This is a genomic window from Pseudorhodoplanes sinuspersici (assembly GCF_002119765.1).
Taxonomy (GTDB): domain Bacteria; phylum Pseudomonadota; class Alphaproteobacteria; order Rhizobiales; family Xanthobacteraceae; genus Pseudorhodoplanes; species Pseudorhodoplanes sinuspersici.
On the sequence record NZ_CP021112.1, the window covers coordinates 2,244,012 to 2,266,111 of the forward strand.

A 22,100-nucleotide genomic window follows, 5' to 3' on the forward strand; every position below is an offset into this window, starting at 1 on the left:
TGCTTCAATCGGCCGGTTGGGGGAAATGCCAGTGACTCAGGCACCGCTGCTACGGCGGCCAAGACACTCTCCATGACCCCCTAATGAGCACTCAGACGCTCCAAGGCTCCCGGCTTATCGTGCACAGACAGCTTATCGACGATCGTGGCGCTTGCCTCATTCAGGCCGATGATGTCGACCTCAATTCCCTTGCGGCGGAACTTCAAGACCGCCGCATCAAGCGCCGCAACTCCGGTCAGGTCCCAGATGTGCGAGCGACTGACATCGATCCGTACTCGCTCCAATGCCTCTTTGAAATCGAAGGATGTGCCGAAAGGTTCTGCCGAGCCAAAGAACACCTGCCCCTCAACGACATAAACTCGCTCGCGACCGTCGTCGGAAAGTGTCGAGGTCACCCGGAAGAGTTGGGCAACCTTGGAGGCGAAGAAGATGCCAGACAGCAGTACGCCGATGAGGACGCCGATCGCGAGATTGTGGGTGGTCACCACGCCAATGACGGTTGCAAGCATCACGACGCTCGACCGCCGGGGATGAACCGCCAAGTCCCGCAGTGACGTCCAACTGAACGTTCCGACGGAAACCATGATCATGATGGCCACCAGTGCGGCCATTGGGATGACGCGGACCCAATCGCCCAAGACAACGATCAGGAACAGCAGGAATACGCCAGCGCAAAAGGCTGACAGTCGTCCACGACCGCCCGACTTCACGTTGATGACGGATTGGCCGATCATCGCGCAGCCTGCCATGCCACCAAGAAACCCCGTCACGAAATTCGCGAGGCCTTGACCAACACATTCTCTGTTCTTGTTGCTCGGCGTGTCGGTCATCTCGTCGACAATGGATGCAGTCAGCAGAGACTCAAGGAGGCCGACCGCAGCAACGCCTGCAGAGTATGGTAGGACGATCATCAAGGTCTCCAAGGTCCACGGTACGTCAGGTAGCAAGAATACAGGCCATGTGGACGGTAGCTCCCCCATGTCGCCGACGGTACGAAGCTCCAATCCCCAGACCAAGGTGACCGCTGTCAGAACAATGATGCAGACCAGGGGCGATGGAATGGCCTTCGTGATGCGAGGGAAGCCGTAGATGATGATCAATCCCGCCGCGACCATGACGTAGGTGAGCCACGGTACCCCGATTAACTCCGGAAGTTGCGCCATAAAGATCAGAATTGCGAGCGCGTTCACGAAGCCAGTCATCACGGAGCGCGAGACAAAGCGCATGACGTAGCCAAGCCGCATCAGGCCTGCGAGGACTTGCAGAATTCCAGCTAGGATCGTCGCGACCAGGAGATATTGCAGTCCATGCTCCTTGACGAGCGTGACCATCAACACCGCTGTCGCCGCTGTCGCGGCGGAGATCATGCCGGGACGGCCGCCCGCAAAGGCGATCACGACAGCGATGGAGAATGAAGCGTACAAGCCAACCTTGGGATCGACGCCGGCGATGATCGAAAAGGCGATGGCCTCAGGAATGAGCGCAAGAGCGACAACAAGGCCGGAGAGAACGTCGCCGCGAATATTGCCGAACCACTCGGCACGGAGTGTCGTGAAATTCACTGAATTGCTTCCTACGGGGAGATTACTGCTCGCGGCAGCGTGATAACGGGCGACCGTTCAAGCGACGGAGCCACTCAAAAAGAGTGATGATTGCAGGCTGTAGAGCTAAGGCCTTACGGCGGCCCGCGCCGCACCGGCGTCCTATGGATGGCTCGATCCTGCGTCATGCCGAACCCTGTACACACGCTTTTGCTGCTTTGCAACAAATTAGCAGCTTCGCAGCATTGGAGAACAGCGAGCGTGCTGATTGGATGTACCTCAGCCGAAGCAGGTGCTGAGACGTCCAGGTTCTCAGACACCCGGTAAGCGGAACAGGCCGCCTTCGCCCTACAGGTGTCGGCGTAGCTTCCGCGCTGAAATATGAGGCAATTTCTCAAGCGAAGGTCGGCTTGCCAGCCATAGCGGCGAAGGTTGGTGGAGCCAGGCGGGATCGAACCGCCGACCTCTTGCATGCCATGCAAGCGCTCTCCCAGCTGAGCTATGGCCCCGAAGTCTTGCCAACAGGCCGCGCTGGATATCTGCGGCCATTTGTAGTCCCCGCACCGCGATCTGCGGCGTGTCTTTCGGACAACGTGCTTCTAGATGAAGCACGCGTTACGTCAACTCTCTTCGTCTTTTTCGATGCCGTCGCCAATGATGTCGGTGACGTCATCGTCGCCTTCTTCTTCGTCTTCGATGAAGGTCGAATCATCATCATCGTCACCGGTGTCGTCTTCGATATCGATGTCGTCACCAGTGTCCGGCAAATCGGACTTCTTGCCCTGTGCCTCGGCGTCGGCATCCTCGAGCGACACGAATTCGGCACCCTCGACCTCCTCGGTCTCGCGCTCAGGTTCGGCCGCTGTAGGCGCAACTTTGGCATCCGGACGCCCACGCGCCGACACCGGCGCAATCGGCACCACTTCGCCGGTATAGGGCGAGATGACCGGGTTCTTGTTCAGGTCGTAGAATTTACGGCCTGTGACCGGACAGACGCGCTTGGTACCGAGCTCTGGCTTTGCCACGGTTTGAGGTTTCCCTGAAGTCAGCTTGCAAGATTGAGCGGCTGAATTGGCGGCTCAAGCGCCCTGTGTCAATACCGATTGTGAGGGTTTTACGTCAGTCTTCCATGACGGAGCCAAGTGACGGGCCCAAGAGGCGCGTGCTATTGCGGTGGTTCTGACGTTCCGATCACTCGCGCAGCCGCGTCTTTCATCGGAACGTCAGAACCAAAACCGCACTAGAATCAGAAAGTTGCTCGTGTTCTTTTGTTTCCAACGCTCGTATGAAAGATTGCGGCAAGGGAATGCGGGCGTTGGAAACAGAACACGAGTACGGCGCCGTTCCGTCCAGGATGACCCGCTTTGAGCCACAATTCCCCTGCGTCCCCACTCACCGCCCGCAAATCCATCTCGCTGGCTGGCCGTATCCGCGTGCCCGGCGACAAATCGATATCGCACCGCGCTCTGATCCTCGCGGCCCTGACGGTTGGGGAAACCCGTATTGGCGGTCTTTTGGAGGGCGAGGACGTCATTAACACCGCCAAGGTCATGCGTGCGCTGGGCGCCAAGGTGGAACGTACCGGTGAGGGCGAATGGTCGGTCTTCGGCGTCGGTGTCGGCGGTTATGCGCAGCCGGCGGGGCCCCTCGATTTCGGCAATTCCGGAACCGGCTGCCGTCTGGTCATGGGGGCCGTGGCAGGGTGTCCGATCAATGCCGTGTTCGACGGCGACGCATCGCTGCGCAAGCGGCCGATGAGGCGTGTGCTCGATCCGCTGACGCGCATCGGCGCAAAGGCGGTCGATGTCGCCGAGGGTGGACGTCTGCCATTGACGCTCGAAGGGGCGCGCGATCCGCTGCCGATCGTGTACGAGCCGCCTGTGGCCTCGGCGCAATTGAAGTCCGCGGTGTTGCTGGCCGGATTGGCCGCGCCGGGCGAAACCGTCGTGATTGAGAAGGAAGCGACCCGCGACCACACCGAAAAGATGCTGACGCATTTCGGCGCCGATGTGCAGGTCGAACAGGTCGGCGAGCACGGCCGCCGCATCGTGCTGAAAGGCCGGCCCGAACTGAAGCCGGCTGTATTGCAGGTGCCGTCCGATCCCTCGTCCGCCGCATTCCCGCTGGCGGCGGCGCTGATCGTGCCCGGCTCGGACATCGTGCTGGAAAACGTGATGATGAACCCGCTGCGCACCGGGCTCTTTCTCACGCTCAGGGAAATGGGGGCGTCGATTGAGACGCTGTCGTCACGCCACGACGGCGGCGAAGAGGTCGCCGATCTGCGGGTGAAGGCATCGGCGCTGCACGGCGCCGATGTGCCGGCGTCACGGGCGCCGTCGATGATCGACGAATATCCGATCCTCGCCGTGATCGCAGCCTTTGCGGAAGGACGCACACGGATGTGCGGTTTGAGCGAATTGCGGGTGAAGGAATCCGACCGCCTTGCCGCGACGGCGGAGATGCTGCGTGTCAACGGCGTCGCGGTGGAGATCGACGGCGACGATCTGATTGTCGAGGGGACAGGGTCTGTGCCGGGCGGCGGGGTCGTCGCCACCCATATGGATCACCGGCTGGCCATGTCCGCTCTGGTGATGGGACTCAACAGCGAAAAGCCCGTCAGCGTCGACGACGCGGCGTTCATTGCCACGAGTTTTCCGCGCTTTGTCGAATTGATGCAGGGACTGGGCGCAAATCTCGCGCCCTGAACCCGTTGCTTCTTACTCAGCAGCCTGCGCGAACGAAGCCGTAGCTTCCGCAGCTTCCAGCGACACCGCAACCGACTGGATGATGGCGGCGTAGCGCACGCCATTCTGAATCGCATCCTCGTTCACACCGGCATCGCGCAGCACCTTGTCATGTGCGTCGATGCATTTGCCGCAGCCATTGATCGCCGACACCGCGAGTGACCAGAGTTCGAAATCGGCCTTGTCGACGCCCGGGTTGGCGATCACGTTCATGCGCAGGCGCGCCGGCTTGGTCTCGTAGGCCTTGTTCGACGACAGATGTACAAAGCGGTAATAGATGTTGTTCATCGCCATCATCACGGCTGCGGCGCGTGAAGCATCGAGCGCTTGCGGCGAGAGATGCTCGCGCGCCAGGACTTCGAAAGCGCGGATGACATCGGCGTTGCGCGTGGCGATTGCGCAGGCGAGGAACAAGCCATAACGTTGCTGCGTCGGCAGGGTTTCGTCCGAGAGCATCGACGACAGGTTGAGCTTCACATCCTTCGCGAAAGCAGGCAGCCGGTTCTTGAGGGCCTCGATCGGCACGGGCATGTCTCCTTGAATTTGATTCTGTGATTTCCATTCCCCGTTCGTCCCCGCCACCGGGCCGCGCTTGCGCGCGCCCGATGACAGGCTTCGGCGGGGACCCAGAAACTTCAGTATCTGCAGCTCTGGATTCCCGCTTGCGCGGGAATGAACGGGGGATGTTTTTGGGAAAGCCTTAGGCCGCCTTCAGCACGTCACCGCCAACCTCACGGTTGCACGGGCAGAGTTCGTCGGTCTGCAGGGCGTCGAGGACGCGCAGAGTATCCTTCGGGTTGCGGCCGACATTGAGGTTGGTCGCATAGACGTGTTGGATCACGTTGTCCGGATCGACGATGAAGGTGTAGCGGTAGGCGACGCCTTCCGGGGAACGGATGCCAAGCTGGTCGACCAGCGAACCCTTGGTGTCGGCGAACTGCCAGATCGGCAGCTTGGCGAGATCCTTGTGGTCACGCCGCCAGGCCAGTTTCACGAATTCGTTGTCGGTCGAGCCACCCAGCACGACGGCATCGCGGTCAGAAAAGTCGCCGGAGAGTCGGGCGAATTCGGCGATTTCGGTCGGGCACACAAAGGTGAAGTCCTTCGGATAGAAGAAGATGATCTTCCACTTGCCGGGGAAGCTGGCCTCGGTGATTTCCTCGAAGGCCGACTGGCCGTTTTCTTCGTGGGCGTGGAAGCCGGGCTTCACGCCGGTGATGGAGAAGGAGGGGAGTTTGTCTCCGATGCCGAGCATTTCGCGTACCTTTGCCGATTGGAAGTTGCGTATTGTGAAAATTCGCGGATTTGTTGCGACGCAGCAATAATATTGCTACGCACAATCATAAGTCTAGTAGGTTTTATTTATTATACCGATAAGATAATCTTATCTCCTGGATTGCTTGGTTTGCTCCGTCTGAGCAGATAGACGGCGCTTGGAACATCGCCCAAACCGGCGATGTCCGGTTTGATCAGGCTCAAAGGAAGCGGCGGAGGGGATTTGTGATTATTGCCATTGATGGTCCGGCAGCGTCCGGCAAGGGCACGCTCGCCAAGCGTATTGCCGTCCATTATGGCTTCCGCCACCTGGATAGCGGGCTGCTTTACAGAGGGGTCGGCATGGCCGTCATACTCAGCGGTGGCGCTCTGCACGACAAGTCCGCAGCCATCGCTGCGGCGCAGGCTTACGATCCGGGCCGTTTCCCTGAAGACGATCTGAAGTCCGACGAGGTCGCGAAGGCGGCCTCGATCGTGGCTGCCATTCCGGAAGTGCGGACTGCGCTCATTGCGCTGCAGCGGAGTTTCGCCCAGTCCAAGCCCGGCGCTGTCATCGATGGACGCGATATCGGCACCGTCATTGCCCCCGAGGCCGAAGTCAAAATCTACGTGACTGCGACAGCCGAGGAACGGGCCGGCCGTCGTGTGCGCGAACTGCAGGGCCGCGGCGGTCTCGTCGATGCGGCCGCGGTTCTGGCGGACATCAAGGCGAGAGACGAGCGCGACATGAACCGCGCTGTTGCGCCGCTGAAGCCAGCGCCCGATGCAGTCTTGCTGGATACGACCTATTTAGGTATAGACGCCGCTGTCCGGGCCGCCATTGACATTGTTGAGGCCGTCCGAGCGGGCCGGAGGCCGGCTTAACCGCCCTTCGTCGCTGGAGGATCGCCCGCTCCGCCGCCTCTTCCGGAGGCCCTGGACAAAAGCAATCATCGTTTCGATCGAACGGCTTTACGCGCCGGCCCGCTCCGCATGGAGCGGTGTCAAAGGTCTTGCGGGGCCTTTGACCCGGACGTTCGAAACTCCCCAATTCCAATCGGCGCACCGCTATCAGGAGAATTCATGGCCCAGGCTAGTGCTACGCCCTCGCGTGAAGATTTCGCCGCGATGCTTGAAGAGTCCTTCACCCAGGGAAACCTGCACGAAGGTTCGGTGATCAAGGGTACCGTCGTCGGCATCGAAAAGGACGTCGCCATCATCGACGTCGGACTGAAGACCGAAGGCCGCGTTCAATTGCGCGAATTTACCGGACCCGGCCGCGGCAACGAGATCAAGGTTGGTGACGAGGTCGAGGTTTACCTGGAGCGCGTCGAGAATGCGCTCGGTGAAGCCGTCCTGTCCCGCGACAAGGCCCGGCGCGAAGAGAGCTGGGGCAAGCTCGAAGGCGCCTTCAAGAATAACGAGAAGGTGCAAGGCAACATCTTCAATCAGGTCAAGGGTGGCTTCACCGTCGATCTTGACGGCGCCGTGGCCTTCCTGCCGCGTTCGCAGGTGGACATTCGTCCGATCCGTGATGTCAGCCCGCTGATGGCGACGCCGCAATACTTCCAGATCCTCAAGATGGATCGCCGCCGCGGCAATATCGTTGTGTCGCGCCGGACCGTGTTGGAAGAGACTCGTGCCGAGCAGCGTCAGGAGCTGGTGCAGAACCTCGAAGAGGGCCAGGTCATCGACGGCGTGGTCAAGAACATCACCGATTATGGTGCGTTCGTGGATCTCGGCGGCATCGACGGTCTCTTGCATGTCACCGATATCGCTTGGCGGCGCGTCAATCATCCGACCGAAGTGCTCAATATCGGCCAGTCGGTGAAGGTGAAGATCATCAAGATCAATCACGATACCCACCGCATCTCGCTCGGCATGAAGCAGCTGCTGGATGATCCGTGGCAGGGCATCGAGGCGAAGTATCCGCTCAATGGCCGCTTCACCGGTCGCGTGACCAACATCACCGACTATGGTGCGTTCGTTGAACTGGAGCCGGGCATCGAAGGCCTGATCCACGTCTCCGAAATGTCCTGGACGAAGAAGAACGTCCATCCGGGCAAGATTGTCTCGACCTCGCAGGAGGTCGAAGTGCAGATCCTGGAAGTGGATTCGGTCAAGCGCCGCATCTCGCTCGGTCTCAAACAGACCATGCGCAATCCGTGGGAAGTCTTCGTCGAGAAGTATCCTCCGGGATCGATCGTCGAAGGCGAAGTCAAGAACAAGACTGAGTTCGGTCTGTTCCTCGGCCTCGACGGCGATGTGGACGGCATGGTTCATCTCTCCGACCTCGACTGGAAGCGTCCGGGCGAGCAGGTGATCGACGAGTACAAGAAGGGCGACATGGTGAAGGCGACCGTTCTCGACGTCGATGTCGAGAAGGAGCGCATTTCGCTTGGCGTGAAGCAGCTGGCGGGCGACCCGATGGAAGAGGGTACGGCCGGCGAGATCAAGAAGGGTGACGTCGTGACCTGCGAAGTCACCGACGTGAAGGAAGGTGGCCTCGATGTGAAGATCGCCGGCACCGACCTCGAAACCTTCATCCGTCGTGCGGACCTTGCCCGCGATCGTGGCGATCAGCGGACCGAGCGGTTCCAGGTCGGCCAGAAGGTCGATGCGCGCGTCACGCAGTTCGATCGCAAGGCCCGCAAGGTGCAGGTGTCGATCAAGGCGCTCGAAGTCGCGGAAGAGAAGGAAGCCATAGCGCAATACGGCTCCTCCGATTCCGGCGCGACGCTCGGCGACATTCTCGGCACGGCGCTGAAGCGCGCCGGCGACAAGGAGAAGTCGGAGTAAGCGATACTCCGGACGGGCCGTCATCCATCGAGGCGGTTGCTACGCAACCGCACCTCAGGGTGACGGTTTGCCACAGGAGCATTTCCAGAACCCCCGGCGTCCGCGCCGGGGGTTCATTTTTTTGCCCAAGCCGGTCCGTACACGTCATTGCCTGGCAACGCATTTATGCGAATGCCTTTGCCAATCGTGAAGGATTGATCGGGTCTAGTGGCAAGCCGCGCTAGACTGTCGCGCAATCGAATCAAAAGGGAGCGAAACCATGTCGCTCGATTCTCGGCCGCTTGACGCGGACCAGATCGTGGATCGCCGCCGTCTTCGGCGCAAACTGACATTCTGGCGCGTGCTGACGGTTCTTGTCGCGCTGGCCGCCATCGGTGCCGTTATCGCGACGTCGCGGTCGGGCAGCCTGACCAATCTTCCGTCGGGCGCCATCGCGCGGGTGACGATTTCAGGATTGATCCGCGGCAATCAGGAGCGCGTCCAGGCACTCGAACGGTTGGCGAATTCGAATGTCAAGGCGGTCATCGTCCATATCGATAGTCCGGGGGGCACTACTGCCGGCTCCGAACAACTCTATGACTCGCTGCGGCGCGTGAAAGCCAAGAAGCCGATGGTCGTCGTCGTGGACAGCCTCTGTGCATCCGGCGGTTACATCGCCGCGATGGCGTCCGATCATATCATCGCGCAGAGCGCATCGCTGGTCGGATCGATCGGTGTGCTGATCCAGTATCCCAACTTCACCGACCTCCTGAAAACGGTCGGCGTGAAAGTCGAGGATGTGAAATCATCGCCGCTCAAGGCCGCGCCAAATGGTTTCGAGCCGACCTCGCCTGAAGCGCGGGCTGCGCTCGCCTCGATCGTCATGGACTCCTACAACTGGTTCAAGGAGCTCGTGAGCAGCAGCCGCAAGCTCCAAGGCGCCGCACTCGACAAGGTTGCCGACGGCCGCGTCTTCACCGGCCGGCAGGCGCTCGACCTGAAGCTGATCGATCAACTCGGTGACGAAAGGACCGCGATCGAATGGCTGGCCAAGGAAAAGGGTATCGATCCCAAGACGCCGGTTCGCGATTATCGGCTGCGCTCACGCCTGTCCGACTTCTCGTTCCTGCATCTGGCTGCCGTGACTACGCTGAATGCCGTTGGGCTGGACGGCTTTGCACGGAGCCTGGAGCAGTCCGGCGCCTTTGCGGCGGCCGAGCGGCTTAATCTTGACGGTCTGCTGGCGCTTTGGCACCCTTCTCCGACGAATTGAGAGGCGCCGGTTTCCGAAGGGAACCGGCATCGGAAATCAAGACATCAGCGGGCGGGGCGGATGATCAAATCGGATTTGGTGACAAAGATCGCGGGGCAGAATCCGCATCTCTATCAGCGTGACGTGGAAAACATCGTCAACGCGATCCTGAATGAGATCACCGCGGCGATGGCCCGCGGCGATCGCGTGGAATTGCGCGGCTTTGGTGCGTTCTCGGTCAAGCACCGTCCGGCCCGGACCGGCCGCAACCCGCGAACCGGCGAGCATGTCTCGGTCGAACAGAAATCCGTACCGTTCTTCAAGACCGGTAAGGAAATGCGGGAACGCCTGAACAAGGACACCTGATTCCGCATCCGTTTACGGCTTGATGCTACGATCGTGGCCGGGGCACATGCGTGAAGCTTGTCTTCGCGTTCAACGTCCCGGCCATGATCTTTTGAGGCGGATGAAAGATGGTTCGAAAGCTCGTCTTCTGGCTCGTGCTGGTGCCGCTGGCGATCGTTATCCTGATGTTCGCGGTCGCCAACCGTGAGATGGTGACGGTTTCCTTCGATCCGTTCAGCACGACGCAACCGGCGGCATCGATCACGGTCCCGCTTTTCGTGCTGATTTTCATCCTCGTCATTCTGGGTGTGATCATTGGCGGCGTTGCGTCCTGGCTGCGGCAATCCGAGTATCGCAGGGCGGCACGGCGGCGCGATTCCGATGTGTATGCGCTCCGTCGTGAGATCGAGACACTGAATGCGCGGCTGGCGGATAGTCCGGCGTCCAGCAATGCGGCACGGCTGGGCTATCGCCCGCCATTGGGCGGGTGAGGCGCCATGCGTGTCGTTTCAGCCGACGATATCCAGAAGATCCTGACCTATCGCGCGCTGATCGACGCGCTGGCCGACGCTTTCAAGAGCGATATCGTGGTTCCGGTCCGTCATCATCACACCATCCCCCAGCCCGGCGCTGACGCGACATTGCTGCTGATGCCGGCATGGACTTTATCGTTGGCCGCGCAGCCGGACGCAAAACCGGTATCCACTTTTGCTGGCCGCGCGGCGGATGACCAGCGCTATATCGGCTGCAAGATCGTCACCGTATTTCCCGACAACGCAAAACTGCAGCGGCCGTCGGTTCACGGGCAATATCTGCTACTGTCCGGCGAAACCGGTGAGCCGCTGGCGATGATCGAAGGGCGTACGCTGACGGCCTGGCGCACGGCTTGCGCCTCAGCCCTCGCGGCCCGCTATCTGGCGCGCGAGGATGCGTCACATCTCGTCATGGTCGGGGCGGGGGCGCTGGCGCCGCATCTCATTCGCGCGCATGCGAGCGTGCGCCCGATCAAGCGCGTGACGCTGTGGAACCGGACCCGTGCCCGCGCCATCTCGCTCGGCTTTGGCATCGCAGTCGCCGGCATCGAGGTCGATATCGCCGAAACGCTCGAAGAGGCGGTGAGGGAAGCCGACATCGTCTCCTGCGCGACATTGTCGCCGGAGCCGCTGATCAAGGGCGCCTGGTTAAAAAAAGGCACGCATCTCGATCTCGTCGGCGGTTTCACGCCGAAAATGCGTGAGGCCGACGATCAGGCGGTGAAGCGATCGCGCATTTTCGTCGATACCCGGGCCGGCGCCGCGAAAGAGGCGGGCGATATCGTCGTTCCGATGAAGAAGAAAATCATCGATGCCAAGGCGATCAAGGGCGACCTGTTCGATCTGACCCGCGGCAAGGTGAAGGGCCGCACCTCTGCCCCGCAGATCACCCTGTTCAAGTCGGTGGGCTCGGCAATCGAGGACCTCGCCGCTGCCATGCTGGTCTGGAAGGGCCTGACTGGGTAGGGCAGACAAGCCGGCGATCCCGCGCTAGAACCCGCCCGATGACCACCCTTGTGAAAATCTGCGGCCTCCGGACGGCCGCTGCGCTCGATGCCGCGCTGGACGCGAAGGCCGATTTCGTCGGCTTCGTGTTCTTCCCGCCATCGCCGCGGCATGTCGAGCTTGCGGATGCGAGCGCCCTGGCTGCGCGTGTTCGGGACCGTGCCCGGACAGTGGCGCTGACTGTTAATGCCGACGATGCGTTGCTCGAGGCCATCATCGCGGCACTGAAGCCGAATATGTTGCAACTTCATGGCAAGGAAACGCCGGAACGGGTGGCGCATTTGCGGACGACGTTCAGTCTGCCGGTGATGAAGGCTCTGCCGGTCGAAACAGAGAGTGACCTTGCTGCGATCGCGGATTATGCCGGCATCGCCGATTGGCTGCTGTTCGATGCGCGCGCCCCGAAAGACGCCACGCGGCCTGGCGGTTTGGGGCGCCCCTTCGACTGGTCCTTGTTGAAAGCGCTTGATCCGGGCCTTCGCTTCATGCTTTCCGGTGGTCTCGATCCGGCGAATGTCGCTGAGGCATTGACAATCGCTCAAGCGCCGGCCGTCGATGTGTCGTCGGGTGTCGAAAGCGAGCCGGGTATCAAGGACCCGGATAAAATCCGCGCCTTCATTCGTGCCGTGCGTTCGCAGAACGCATCGGCGAAGATCGAAAAGCCGCGCAACATCTTAACCGGCGCGAGATCGTGAGCAGCCTATGACCGTTCAGCAGCCCAACTCCTTCCGCACCGGCCCCGACGAGAACGGGCATTTCGGAATTTTCGGCGGACGCTTCGTTGCCGAAACGCTGATGCCGCTGATCCTCGAGCTTGAAAAGGCCTATGCCGAGGCGAAAAGGGATCCGGCCTTCCAGAAGGAGATGGATTACTACCTCGCGCATTATGTCGGCCGGCCGAGCCCGCTTTATTACGCCGAGCGCCTGACGCAGCATCTCGGTGGAGCGAAAATCTACTTCAAGCGCGAAGAGCTCAACCACACCGGCGCGCACAAGGTGAATAATGTGCTCGGCCAGATCATGGTCGCGCGCCGCATGGGCAAGACACGCATCATCGCCGAGACCGGCGCCGGTATGCATGGCGTTGCAACCGCGACGCTCTGCGCGCGTTTCGGCCTGCCCTGTGTCGTCTACATGGGTGCGGTCGATGTCGAGCGGCAGAAGCAAAACGTGTTCCGCATGAAGATGATGGGCGCGGAAGTCGTGCCAGTGCAGTCGGGCTCAAAGACGCTCAAGGATGCGATGAATGAAGCTTTGCGCGACTGGGTCACCAATGTTACCGACACATTCTATTGCATCGGCACCGTCGCCGGGCCGCATCCCTATCCGATGATGGTGCGCGACTTTCAATGTGTGATCGGCAATGAGACCCGGACGCAGATGATGCAGGCCGAAGGCCGGTTGCCGGATTCGCTCGTCGCCTGTATTGGCGGCGGCTCCAATGCGATGGGGCTGTTTCATCCCTTTCTCGATGACAAGGATATTGAAATCTACGGAGTGGAAGCGTCTGGCCATGGCATCCCGTCCGGCCTACATGCCGCTTCGGTCAGCGGCGGCCGCCCCGGCGTGCTGCATGGCAACCGCACCTATCTCCTCATGAATGATGACGGCCAGATCAACGAGGCGCATTCGATCTCGGCCGGCCTCGATTATCCCGGTATCGGACCCGAACATGCATGGCTCGCCGATATGGGGCGTGTGAAATTCCTGTCGGCAACGGATGGCGAGGCGGTGGCAGCGTTTCAGCTCTGCTCGAAGCTCGAAGGCATCATTCCCGCGCTCGAAACGGCGCATGCCTTGGCGAAGGTGACGGAGATTGCGCCGAAGAAACCGAAGGATCACCTGATGGTGGTCAATCTTTCCGGCCGCGGCGACAAGGATCTCGCCAGCGTCGCTGAACATCTCGGAACGGCAATCTGATCATGGCAACACGCATCGACCGCCGCTTCGAAGATCTCAAGCGCGAAGGCCGCGCCGGGCTTGTCACATTTATGATGGCGGGCGATCCCGATTATGCCACCTCGCTCGCGGTGATCTCCGCGCTGCCAAAGGCCGGTGCGGATGTGATCGAGATCGGCATGCCGTTCACCGATCCGATGGCCGATGGGCCGGCGATCCAGGCCGCAGGTCTGCGTGCGCTGAAGGCCGGGCAGACGCTGAAGAAGACGCTGCAGCTCGTACGCGAATTCCGTACAGTCGACGCCGACACACCGATCGTGCTGATGGGTTACTACAACCCGATCTATATCTATGGCGTCGATAAATTCCTTGTCGATGCACTCGAAGCCGGCGTGGATGGCTTGATCGTTGTCGATCTTCCGCCGGAGGAGGATTCCGAACTCTGCCTGCCGGCATTGAAAGCCGGTCTGAATTTCATCCGCCTCGCGACACCGACGACCGATGACAAGCGCCTGCCCGCCGTGCTCGCAAACACATCGGGCTTTGTCTATTACGTCTCGATCACCGGCATCACCGGCTCGGCAACGCCCAACGCAACACGCGTGTCGGACGCGGTGGCGCGAATCAAACGTCACACGACATTGCCGGTCGCCGTCGGCTTCGGCGTCAAGACGGCGCAGAATGCCCGCGACATTGCCGGGGGCGCCGATGCCGTTGTGGTCGGCTCGGCCTTGATTGATCGGCTATGCAATAGCCTCGATGCGAACGGCAACGCCACCGCCGACACGGTCAAAGCGGTGACGATGCTCGTGTCCGAGCTGGCCGACGGCGTACGCTCGGTTCGCCGCGCGGCGGCGGAATAGCATTTATTTTTGATGCGTTTTCTTCGCGCGAACCGGTACGCCCTTCGCGCGAGAATGTTCTATTGCCGCGACTTGCGTTCTCTGGTGCGTTCGCGGCCAAGCGGCACAACATTGGTCGGAGTATAGCCGAATTGCTGCTTGGCAAAGCGCGAGTAAATGCCGTCATTGAACAGCAGCAGCTCGGCTGGTCCGTCTTCGACAATCTTGCCTGCCTCAAGCGCGATGATGCGATCGAAGCTGCTGAGCGTCGAGAGACGATGCGCGATGGCGATGACGGTGCGCCCTTGCATCAATTCTTCCAGAGCTTCGTGAATAAGCTCCTCGGAATCGCTATCAAGCGCGGACGTCGCTTCATCGAGCAGCAACAGCGGCGCTTCCTTCAGGAAGGCGCGGGCGATGGCGATGCGCTGCCGCTGTCCGCCGGAGAGTTTGACGCCGCGATCGCCGACCAGCGTCTCGAATTTCTGCGGCAAGCCGTCAATGAAGTCGCACCGCGCTGCGTGCGCCGCCGCCCGCACCATCTGATCGCTGGCTGAGGGGTGGCCATAGCGGATGTTTTCCATGATCGTTCGGCGGAACATCGACACATCCTGTGGCACGACGGCGATGGATTCGCGCAAGCTCTCCTGCGTAACGCGCGTGATGTTTTGCCCATCGATCAGGATGCGGCCCTTCTGTACGTCGTAAAGCCGCTGCAGCAGCGCGAAGAGCGTCGACTTGCCGCCACCCGATGGTCCGATCAGACCGACACGCTGGCCGGGTTCGAGCCGAAGGTTGAAATCCTTGAACACGCGACGGCCGTCCGGATAGGCGAAGGATACGTTCTCGAACGCGACGCTGGACGGACGATGCACCAACGGCTTGGCATCCGGATGATCGTTAAGATCGTGCGGCACGAGCAGAAGCGGCAGGGCTTCCGACAGCCGTGCCATATGCTGCGTGGCATCGACCAGTGCGACGGCAAGATCGCGCGTCGCATGCAGGATCGACAGCGCTAGCGTGCAGGTTAGCACCACGTCACCTGCAGTCGCGCTGCCGCGCTGCCACAGCATGATGGCCCAAGCCAACACGCCGACAGCAAGCACGATCGTCACTGCAGCATGCACGAGTCGTAGCTTTTCCAGATAGAGCAGGCTGCGCCGTCGAGCCGTCATTTCGGAATTGATGATGGTTTCGAACCGCCGATGCTCGCGGCGATGACCGCCAAAGGCGCTGACCAACGGCATGTTGCTGATGACGTCGACCATCTCGCCGTCAATCGCCGCCGCCTTGTCGGCAAAATCATGATGCAGGGGCTTGCCGGCGGCCGCGAACCAGAACATGGCGAAGACCATGATGCCGGCAACGACAAACAACACCGCGGCCATCGGCAGACTGACGGTCGCGAGCAACGCAACAGCAATGAAGGTCGCTGCGCAGGGCGGTATCAAATTCCACACTGCCATATTGCCGACTGCAAACACGGCGTTGGAAATGGCGGTGATGCGGCTGCTCAGCGTGCCCGGCATACGATCGGCAAAAAAGGTCAGGGAATGCCCGGTCACGTGCCGGAACAGGTCGCGGCGCAAATCGCCGGTGACACCGACGAAGGTGAAGCTCGCGACAAATCCGGCAAGCCGCCACAACAGATTATCCGCGGCAATCAATGCGACGAGAATTCCGAGCGCAGTCCAGATCGGTGCAGTCGCCGGCGTCATCGCGAGAACGTCGACGAGGATTTTCACGCCGTATTGTGTGAGGACCGAGCAGGCGACCGCCGCCAGGACCGCCGTCAGGATGACAAGATGCGCCAGCGGCCTGCAGCGAACATAATGCATCATGAATAGAAAAGGGCTATTCGCGTAGCGATTGGCACCTGTCATGAATGATCCTGGTTCGAGAGATGTAGATGCTCAATAACGAGGCAAGAAGCCGAGCGCAGAGGTGAACACGGAAATGCTCGTTAAGAGGACGACGAGCGCAGCGGAAGGTTCCGCGGCGGCGCAACATTTTTTATTTCAAGTTTTCACTGCGCGTTTCGGGAATGAGCAACCATACCGCAGTCAGTGCCATGGCACCGATCATGCCAAGGCTGAGAAAGGCAATCGTGGTGCCGAGATGATCGGCAATCAGCCCCGCGAGGGTTGGACTAAACGATGCGCCGATGCCGGACATTGTTCCAATCATGCCGAGTCCTGTGTTGAAGCGGCCAGAGCCGCGTGTCAGATCTGCGACGACCAGAGGAACGATAACGCCGATGATGGCCGCGGTGAGGCCATCAAGGATTTGCACAGCTACAATCAGATAAGGATCGTGCACGATTGCAAACAAAACTGCTCGGATCGGTAACGCGCCAACGCCAATCAGTAACAACGTACGGCGACCCCAGGTGCGTGAGTGCGCACCGACGGATGGTGCAATCGCTGCAACGATGATTTGCGGTACGACGATGCAGGCGCCGATCAGAACGGTAGCCCATTGACTTGATCGTGTGGTCACGACCGTGCCCATCAATGGCAACAATGCGGCATTGGCGAGGTGAAACAGAACCAGGCAAAAGCCGAGTGCGAGCAATGATCGATGTTGCAGCAATTGCCGAAATGAAATGCTTTGCTTTTGGGGTGTTCCGGTTGTGCCGCCATGCGCTCTGTCCGGGATGATTTCCGCAGCGGAAATCTGACTCAGTGCGAGCACCGTCGGCGCGGCAAGCATTGCGGTGACAACGAAGACTGCCTGCGGTGAAAAGAAATAACCGACAGTGCCCATCGTTGCGGCGGCAAGACCATTGCCGATCGAGGCAAAGCGCGCATTGCGCCCGAGACGCTCGGCTATGGTTGTATGTCCAACGAGTCCGAGACTGATCGCGGCAATGCATGGGCCCAGCACGCAGCTTGCCATCGCATGAACAACGGCGGCGAGGAGGATCGCGGCGAAGAATGGGAACGATGCATAGATGACCGCACTCGTTGCGATGGCGAGGATCGCAAGCCCGGCGACAAGGCGTTCCGACCGGGCGCGGTCGACAAGCATGCCGCCGGGGATCTGCCCAAGCAAGCCGACCAGACTGCCGGTCGTAAGAATGAGGCCGATGTCGATCTGCGTCCATTTCTGGCTGGCGAGATAGACGGCGACGAATGGGCCAAAACCAGTCTGCACGTCGGCAACGCAGAACACGAACCAATCAAGTCCGCGCAGACTTCGCTTCGAAGGCTGTGATTGGTTATCGGGCTGAGGAGACCCTGGCGGAGGAGGCGGTGTTCCGAATTCGCGCACTTTTTCCCCGGCAGGATTTCCACCGCGGATCTTTTTATCGCGTTCGTCGGTTACCGCCGACAGCTCACCACTCCGAAGCCTTCAACGTGAATTTCGTCCTCGCGGCTTCGTCGCGCGCGCCGAGTACGGTGATGGGTTTGCCGTCCTTGAATTCAGGTGCCTTGTTGAGGCGATCCCGCGTCGTCTGCACGGTGATCTTGTCCTCTCCGCCCGGAGGCGCGGCAAAGGTCAGGATATCCCACGCCACGGCGATCTTCTTGCTGCCGACGCCAAGGAAGCCGCCGAAGTCGATGACTGCGGCGCGGGTGGTGCCGCGGCGATCTACGATCACGTCGACGATGCGTCCGAGTTTTTCATCCGTGGCGCTGCGAACCTCCTTGCCGAGGATGCTACCGGCCTCGCCGCCTTCAAGTACGACGGCCGCGGCGGGAGGTTCGGCGGGGGTAGCTTCCAGTGAGTTGGTAATATCAGGTTGCGACTCGGCCGGTTCCGCAGCCTGGACGTTATTCAGCACTAACAGGAACCCCAGGAGAAAAAGGGAGATTGTACCCAAACCGAGCCATGCGTGGCGCGCCCCGTGGAACATCGCAATCTCCAATTTTGGAATAAGAGGTGACTGGCGAACGCGTTGCGATGGCTTTGGTTGCAAGGCCACCGCGAAAATCTCACATAGAATGGGAGTATTTAATTACCTTTACTGTGAAAAGTTGCGGCAATATCGGCCAAAGAAGAGTACATGAACCCATGAAGAGCGCCCGGCAGGCCGGGCTTTGTGCAGGATGAAGCCAAGCGTATGAACTGGATCTCCAACGTCGTCCGCCCGAAAATCCGGTCGTTCCTGAATCGGCGGGAAACGCCGGAAAATCTCTGGATCAAATGCCCGGAGACCGGTCAGCTCGTCTTCTTCAAGGACGTGGAAGCGAACCAGTTCGTCATCCCTGGCTCGAACTACCATATGCGCATGAGCGCCACGGCCCGCCTCAAGTCGATGTTCGATGGCGAGACTTGGCTCGATATCGGTGTGCCGGAAGTGTCCATCGATCCGCTGAAATTCCGCGATCAGCGCAAATATGCCGACCGTCTGAAAGATGCCCGCACGAAGACCGGCATGAATGACGCGATCAAGCTCGGCTTCGGCCGGCTGGATACCATTCCCGTCGTGATCGGCGTGCAGGATTTCGATTTCATGGGTGGCTCGCTTGGCATGGCTGCGGGCGAAGCGGTGGTGAAGGGGCTGGAGACCGCAGTCGAGCGCGGTACACCGTTCATTCTCTTTGCCGCGTCGGGCGGTGCGCGCATGCAGGAAGGCATCCTGTCGCTGATGCAGATGCCGCGCACGACGGTCGCGGTCGAAATGCTGCGTGAAGCAAAGAAGCCTTACATCGTCGTTCTCACCAATCCGACGACGGGCGGCGTTACGGCTTCCTACGCGATGTTGGGCGATGTGCATATCGCCGAGCCTGGTGCGTTGATCGGCTTTGCCGGCCCGCGCGTCATTGAACAGACGATTCGTGAGAAATTGCCAGCCGGCTTCCAGCGCGCCGAGTACCTGAAAGAGCATGGCATGGTCGACATGGTGGTGCACCGGCATGAGATGCGTGCAACGCTGGCGCGCATTTGCCGCTTGCTCACCAAGGCGTCGTCGCCCGCCACGCATCCGGCGCTGCCGGCTGCGGAAATGGCAGCGGCGTCCGCCTGAAATTGAATTATTGAAAATCGCTCCACGCATGTCTGAGCAAGCGGGATGCCAGCCTTGTTCTGGCTCTATGCCTTCGCGGAGACGTGCAGGCCGTGCTAGTCATTGTTCATGACCACGCTCGACGACACACTCACGCGCCTGCTCGCGCTGCATCCCAGGCTGATCGATCTTTCGCTCGACCGGATGTGGCGTCTGCTCGCGCGCCTCGATCACCCCGAGCGAAAGCTGCCACCGGTCATCCAGGTGGCCGGCACGAATGGCAAGGGCTCGACAATCGCCTTCATGCGCTCGATCCTCGAAGCGGCCGGCCAGCATGTGCATGTCTATACCTCGCCGCATCTGGTACGGTTCAACGAGCGCTTCCGGATTGCGGCTGAAGGCGGCGGCCAATTGGTCGGTGATGATGAGTTGCGTGCGACACTTGAAGAGTGCGAGCGCCTCAATGCCGGCGAACCGATCACTGTGTTCGAGATCACGACAGCGGCCGGCATGCTGCTGTTCTCGCGCCACCCTGCCGATGTGCTGCTGCTTGAAGTCGGGCTTGGCGGCCGCCTCGACGCGACCAATGTCGTCGATGCACCGCTGCTGAGCGTCATCACGCCGGTGTCGCTAGATCATGCCGATTACCTCGGCGATTCGATCGAAAGCGTCGCGACGGAAAAAGCAGGCATCATCAAGCGCGGAGTGCGGGCCGTCATTGGCCCGCAAATGCCGGAAGCCCTGTCGATCATCGAACGCACCGCGCAGCGCATGCGGGCACCGCTCCTCGTCGCCGGCGAACACTGGAATGCGAGCGAAGAACATCGCCGCCTTGTCTATCAGGATGACAACGGTCTGCTCGATCTTCCCGGCCCAAAGCTGCCTGGGCGCCATCAATTCGTGAATGCCGGTGTTGCCGTTGCGGCGTTGCGGGCGTCGGGTTTGCGGATTTCGGTGGAGGCTTATGATGCCGGCCTCGTGAAAGCCGAATGGCCGGCACGGATGCAGCGGCTGACACATGGGCATCTTGTTACACTTGCGCCCGCGGGCAGCGAAATCTGGCTCGATGGCGGCCACAATCCCGATGGCGGCCGCGCGGTCGCAGTCTCACTCGCCGATATCGAGGAGCGCGCACCAAAGCCGCTGGTGATGATCGTCGGCATGCTGGGCACGAAGGACTTCGAAGGCTATCTGCGCCATTTCAGCGGGCTGGCGCTGTGCCTCTATGCCGTGCCCGTTCCGCATGCCGAGCGCAGTCTTCCCCCAGAGCAGATTGCCGAAACCGCGAGCAAGATCGGCATTCCGTCCGAAAGCGCGATAGACGTCGAAGCCGCGCTGGCTGCAATCAAGGCGTTGTCATTCGATACGCCGCCGCGCATCCTAATCGGTGGTTCGCTGTATCTTGCGGGCGATGTGCTGGCGCGCAACGAGACACTGCCGGTTTGAAGCGTTTTTCGAGCAAAATTTGCAAAGAACATCCCGGCCATAACAAAGGGTGTTTAGGCCAGAAGCTTCTGCAAATTGGCTTTCTTCTGCTTGAGCTGATCGAGCGTGCATTGCCTGGGCGATTTGTCGGGCCGCCAGCGCAATAAGGTTGTGCCGTGACGGAAGCGATCGCCGGAGAAGTGATCGTAGCGCACCTCCACGACAAGCTTGGGTCTGAGCGGCTGCCATTCAGCCGACCGCTTGGTGGACCAGCGGCTCGGGCCGCCCGGTTTGTTGCCGGTGAAGCCGGGCGGGGCAATCAGTCTTTCCAGCTTCTTTGTCAGTTCGGCTTTTTCGGCAGCTTTCAGTCCTGATGTGAAGCCGACGTGGTGCAACAGGCCTGCGTCGTCATAGAGGCCAAGCAGCAGAGAGCCGACGACTTTCTTGCCCTCATTGTAGCGAAAGCCGCCGACGACACAGTCGGCACTGCGATGATTCTTGATCTTCTGCATCGCCTCGCGCGTGCCGGATGCATAGGGCTTGTCACGCCGCTTGGCGATGATGCCGTCAAGTGCATTCCCGACGCGTGCAAACCATTTCTTTGCGTCCGGTAATTTCACGGTGGCGGGCGACAGACGGATCGTCTTGTTATTGCGCAGGAATGTTCTGGCGAAATGATCGAGCGCCTGTCGCCGGGTATCGAGGATATCCTTTACCAGTGATGCTCCGTCAACATTGGCCAGCAGATCGAATACGATGAATAATGCCGGCGTTTCGGCAGCAAGACGCGCGACGCGGCTTTTTGCTGGATGGATCCGCTGCAGCAGGGCGTCAAAGGAAAAGGCCGCGCCGTCCGGCACGACGATCTCGCCATCGAGGATGAATCTCGTCGCCTTCAACTCCGCAAGCGCGGCGATCAGCTCGGGAAAATAGCGGGTCAGCAACTGACCGGATTTGGACTGCAGCTCCACGCTATTGCCGTCGCGAAAAGCGAGGCTGCGAAAGCCATCCCATTTGGGTTCGTATTGCCATTCGGCGCCGGTCGGGATGTCTTCGACCGACAGCGCCTCCATCGGCGGGAAAGGCATTTTGATCGGAAGGCTCATGCCGGGACTGTCCCTTGAATGTGCCTTGCCTAAACGCAAACAACCGGCCTTTCGGCCGGCTGTTGCGGGAAATAATTTCGCCTAAGGATCAGACCGCGGCCGTAATCCACTGTTCAAGCTTGGCCTTGGGCGCCGCGCCGACCTGGCGCGAAGCAAGCTCGCCATTCTTGAAGATCATCAGCGTCGGGATCGACATGATGCCGTATTTCGACGCAACGCCGGGGTTTTCGTCGACATTCAGCTTCACGATCTTGACCTTCTCGCCCATCGCGCCCTGAATTTCCTCGAGCGCAGGCGCAATCATGCGGCAGGGGCCGCACCATTCCGCCCAGAAATCCACAACCACAGGACCGCTGGCTTTCAAGACTTCGCTCTCGAATGTCGCGTCCGATACCTTTCCAACGGCCATCTCACACCTCTCGAAT

At 60.4% G+C, this 22,100-nt stretch carries 20 protein-coding genes, 1 tRNA gene and 1 pseudogene; 12 read left to right on the plus strand and 10 right to left on the minus strand.

The genetic code is table 11. The annotated features are described in order from the left end of the window. Positions 1-80 precede the first annotated feature (80 nt). The 3 genes from CAK95_RS10900 to CAK95_RS10910 all read right to left on the minus strand — a co-directional run bounded on the left by CAK95_RS10900 (position 81) and on the right by CAK95_RS10910 (position 2,566). The gene (locus CAK95_RS10900) at positions 81-1,562 is read right to left on the minus strand and encodes a SulP family inorganic anion transporter (RefSeq protein ID WP_086087940.1); all 1,482 of its coding nucleotides are present in this window, start codon (positions 1,560-1,562) and stop codon (positions 81-83) included. Positions 1,563-1,974: 412 nt separating this feature from the next. Continuing rightward, positions 1,975-2,050: transfer RNA gene (locus CAK95_RS10905), tRNA-Ala, on the minus strand. 111 nt (positions 2,051-2,161) lie between these two features. Then, positions 2,162-2,566, minus strand: coding sequence for a TIGR02300 family protein (locus CAK95_RS10910; RefSeq protein WP_086087941.1), 405 nt, complete (start codon positions 2,564-2,566; stop codon positions 2,162-2,164). A 339-nt stretch (positions 2,567-2,905) separates the two neighbouring features. Between CAK95_RS10910 and aroA the strand changes: the two genes are divergently transcribed. Beyond that, positions 2,906-4,246 carry a 3-phosphoshikimate 1-carboxyvinyltransferase gene (aroA, locus tag CAK95_RS10915; RefSeq protein ID WP_086087942.1) on the plus strand — a complete coding sequence of 447 codons (1,341 nt, stop codon included), beginning with the start codon at positions 2,906-2,908 and terminating at the stop codon, positions 4,244-4,246. 12 nt (positions 4,247-4,258) lie between these two features. Here the strand turns inward: aroA and ahpD are convergent, their stop codons facing one another. Together ahpD and CAK95_RS10925 are read right to left on the minus strand one after the other, a co-directional pair. Next, positions 4,259-4,810, minus strand: a complete 552-nt coding sequence (gene ahpD, locus CAK95_RS10920; RefSeq protein WP_086091345.1) for an alkylhydroperoxidase, AhpD family — start codon at positions 4,808-4,810, stop codon at positions 4,259-4,261. A gap of 175 nt (positions 4,811-4,985) precedes the next feature. Further along, positions 4,986-5,540 (minus strand): peroxiredoxin, encoded by a 555-nt coding sequence (locus tag CAK95_RS10925; protein WP_086087943.1) that lies wholly within the window; start codon positions 5,538-5,540, stop codon positions 4,986-4,988. A 245-nt stretch (positions 5,541-5,785) separates the two neighbouring features. Between CAK95_RS10925 and cmk the strand changes: the two genes are divergently transcribed. The 9 genes and pseudogenes from cmk to trpA all read left to right on the plus strand — a co-directional run bounded on the left by cmk (position 5,786) and on the right by trpA (position 14,214). Continuing rightward, on the plus strand, positions 5,786-6,424 hold the full coding sequence (gene cmk / locus CAK95_RS10930) for a (d)CMP kinase (protein ID WP_086087944.1): 639 nt from the start codon (positions 5,786-5,788) through the stop codon (positions 6,422-6,424). Positions 6,425-6,622: 198 nt separating this feature from the next. Further along, positions 6,623-8,338, plus strand: a complete 1,716-nt coding sequence (gene rpsA / locus CAK95_RS10935; protein WP_086087945.1) for a 30S ribosomal protein S1 — start codon at positions 6,623-6,625, stop codon at positions 8,336-8,338. A gap of 259 nt (positions 8,339-8,597) precedes the next feature. Continuing rightward, positions 8,598-9,590 (plus strand): signal peptide peptidase SppA, encoded by a 993-nt coding sequence (sppA, locus tag CAK95_RS10940; protein ID WP_086087946.1) that lies wholly within the window; start codon positions 8,598-8,600, stop codon positions 9,588-9,590. A gap of 33 nt (positions 9,591-9,623) precedes the next feature. Then, positions 9,624-9,935, plus strand: a pseudogene (locus tag CAK95_RS10945) (integration host factor subunit beta); the annotation flags it as partial. Between the two features lie 107 nt (positions 9,936-10,042). Then, positions 10,043-10,405, plus strand: coding sequence for a lipopolysaccharide assembly protein LapA domain-containing protein (locus tag CAK95_RS10950; protein WP_086087948.1), 363 nt, complete (start codon positions 10,043-10,045; stop codon positions 10,403-10,405). A 6-nt stretch (positions 10,406-10,411) separates the two neighbouring features. Next, positions 10,412-11,413, plus strand: coding sequence for a bifunctional Delta(1)-pyrroline-2-carboxylate/Delta(1)-piperideine-2-carboxylate reductase (lhpI, locus tag CAK95_RS10955; protein ID WP_086087949.1), 1,002 nt, complete (start codon positions 10,412-10,414; stop codon positions 11,411-11,413). A gap of 38 nt (positions 11,414-11,451) precedes the next feature. After that, positions 11,452-12,147, plus strand: a complete 696-nt coding sequence (locus CAK95_RS10960) for a phosphoribosylanthranilate isomerase (RefSeq protein WP_086087950.1) — start codon at positions 11,452-11,454, stop codon at positions 12,145-12,147. A 7-nt stretch (positions 12,148-12,154) separates the two neighbouring features. Next, complete coding sequence (trpB, locus tag CAK95_RS10965; RefSeq protein WP_086087951.1) at positions 12,155-13,372, plus strand: tryptophan synthase subunit beta; 1,218 nt, start codon at positions 12,155-12,157, stop codon at positions 13,370-13,372. Positions 13,373-13,374: 2 nt separating this feature from the next. Further along, positions 13,375-14,214 carry a tryptophan synthase subunit alpha gene (gene trpA, locus CAK95_RS10970; RefSeq protein WP_086087952.1) on the plus strand — a complete coding sequence of 280 codons (840 nt, stop codon included), beginning with the start codon at positions 13,375-13,377 and terminating at the stop codon, positions 14,212-14,214. Between the two features lie 59 nt (positions 14,215-14,273). On the opposite strand, the gene CAK95_RS10975 is transcribed toward trpA, so the two are convergent. The 3 genes from CAK95_RS10975 to CAK95_RS10985 form a co-directional block, all read right to left on the minus strand. Beyond that, positions 14,274-16,076: an ABC transporter ATP-binding protein gene (locus tag CAK95_RS10975; protein ID WP_086087953.1), complete on the minus strand. Its 1,803-nt coding sequence runs from the start codon at positions 16,074-16,076 to the stop codon at positions 14,274-14,276. Positions 16,077-16,206: 130 nt separating this feature from the next. Next, positions 16,207-17,367 carry an MFS transporter gene (locus tag CAK95_RS10980; protein WP_245303709.1) on the minus strand — a complete coding sequence of 387 codons (1,161 nt, stop codon included), beginning with the start codon at positions 17,365-17,367 and terminating at the stop codon, positions 16,207-16,209. A 163-nt stretch (positions 17,368-17,530) separates the two neighbouring features. Further along, entirely contained in the window at positions 17,531-18,052 is a 522-nt protein-coding gene (locus CAK95_RS10985; RefSeq protein WP_086087955.1) for a PRC-barrel domain-containing protein, read from the minus strand. 207 nt (positions 18,053-18,259) lie between these two features. Between CAK95_RS10985 and accD the strand changes: the two genes are divergently transcribed. Then, the gene (accD, locus tag CAK95_RS10990) at positions 18,260-19,165 is read left to right on the plus strand and encodes an acetyl-CoA carboxylase, carboxyltransferase subunit beta (RefSeq protein WP_086091346.1); all 906 of its coding nucleotides are present in this window, start codon (positions 18,260-18,262) and stop codon (positions 19,163-19,165) included. Positions 19,166-19,273: 108 nt separating this feature from the next. Then, a complete protein-coding gene (locus CAK95_RS10995; RefSeq protein WP_086087956.1) occupies positions 19,274-20,590 on the plus strand; it encodes a bifunctional folylpolyglutamate synthase/dihydrofolate synthase in 1,317 nt (438 codons plus the stop codon). 53 nt (positions 20,591-20,643) lie between these two features. On the opposite strand, the gene CAK95_RS11000 is transcribed toward CAK95_RS10995, so the two are convergent. Continuing rightward, complete coding sequence (locus tag CAK95_RS11000; protein WP_086087957.1) at positions 20,644-21,675, minus strand: ATP-dependent DNA ligase; 1,032 nt, start codon at positions 21,673-21,675, stop codon at positions 20,644-20,646. 88 nt (positions 21,676-21,763) lie between these two features. Beyond that, entirely contained in the window at positions 21,764-22,084 is a 321-nt protein-coding gene (gene trxA / locus CAK95_RS11005) for a thioredoxin (protein WP_086087958.1), read from the minus strand. Between the last annotated feature and the right edge of the window lie 16 nt (positions 22,085-22,100).

Excerpts from the sequence above, each read along its gene's own strand:
- CAK95_RS10925 (WP_086087943.1), bottom strand. The coding sequence starts at position 5,540 with ATGCTCGGCATCGGAGACAAACTCCCCTCCTTCTCCATCACCGGCGTG.
- rpsA (WP_086087945.1), top strand. The coding sequence starts at position 6,623 with ATGGCCCAGGCTAGTGCTACGCCCTCGCGTGAAGATTTCGCCGCGATG.
- sppA (WP_086087946.1), top strand. The coding sequence starts at position 8,598 with ATGTCGCTCGATTCTCGGCCGCTTGACGCGGACCAGATCGTGGATCGC.
- CAK95_RS10950 (WP_086087948.1), top strand. The coding sequence starts at position 10,043 with ATGGTTCGAAAGCTCGTCTTCTGGCTCGTGCTGGTGCCGCTGGCGATC.
- lhpI (WP_086087949.1), top strand. The coding sequence starts at position 10,412 with ATGCGTGTCGTTTCAGCCGACGATATCCAGAAGATCCTGACCTATCGC.
- CAK95_RS10960 (WP_086087950.1), top strand. The coding sequence starts at position 11,452 with ATGACCACCCTTGTGAAAATCTGCGGCCTCCGGACGGCCGCTGCGCTC.
- trpB (WP_086087951.1), top strand. The coding sequence starts at position 12,155 with ATGACCGTTCAGCAGCCCAACTCCTTCCGCACCGGCCCCGACGAGAAC.
- trpA (WP_086087952.1), top strand. The coding sequence starts at position 13,375 with ATGGCAACACGCATCGACCGCCGCTTCGAAGATCTCAAGCGCGAAGGC.
- CAK95_RS10975 (WP_086087953.1), bottom strand. The coding sequence starts at position 16,076 with ATGACAGGTGCCAATCGCTACGCGAATAGCCCTTTTCTATTCATGATG.
- CAK95_RS10985 (WP_086087955.1), bottom strand. The coding sequence starts at position 18,052 with ATGTTCCACGGGGCGCGCCACGCATGGCTCGGTTTGGGTACAATCTCC.
- accD (WP_086091346.1), top strand. The coding sequence starts at position 18,260 with ATGAACTGGATCTCCAACGTCGTCCGCCCGAAAATCCGGTCGTTCCTG.
- CAK95_RS10995 (WP_086087956.1), top strand. The coding sequence starts at position 19,274 with ATGACCACGCTCGACGACACACTCACGCGCCTGCTCGCGCTGCATCCC.
- CAK95_RS11000 (WP_086087957.1), bottom strand. The coding sequence starts at position 21,675 with ATGAGCCTTCCGATCAAAATGCCTTTCCCGCCGATGGAGGCGCTGTCG.
- trxA (WP_086087958.1), bottom strand. The coding sequence starts at position 22,084 with ATGGCCGTTGGAAAGGTATCGGACGCGACATTCGAGAGCGAAGTCTTG.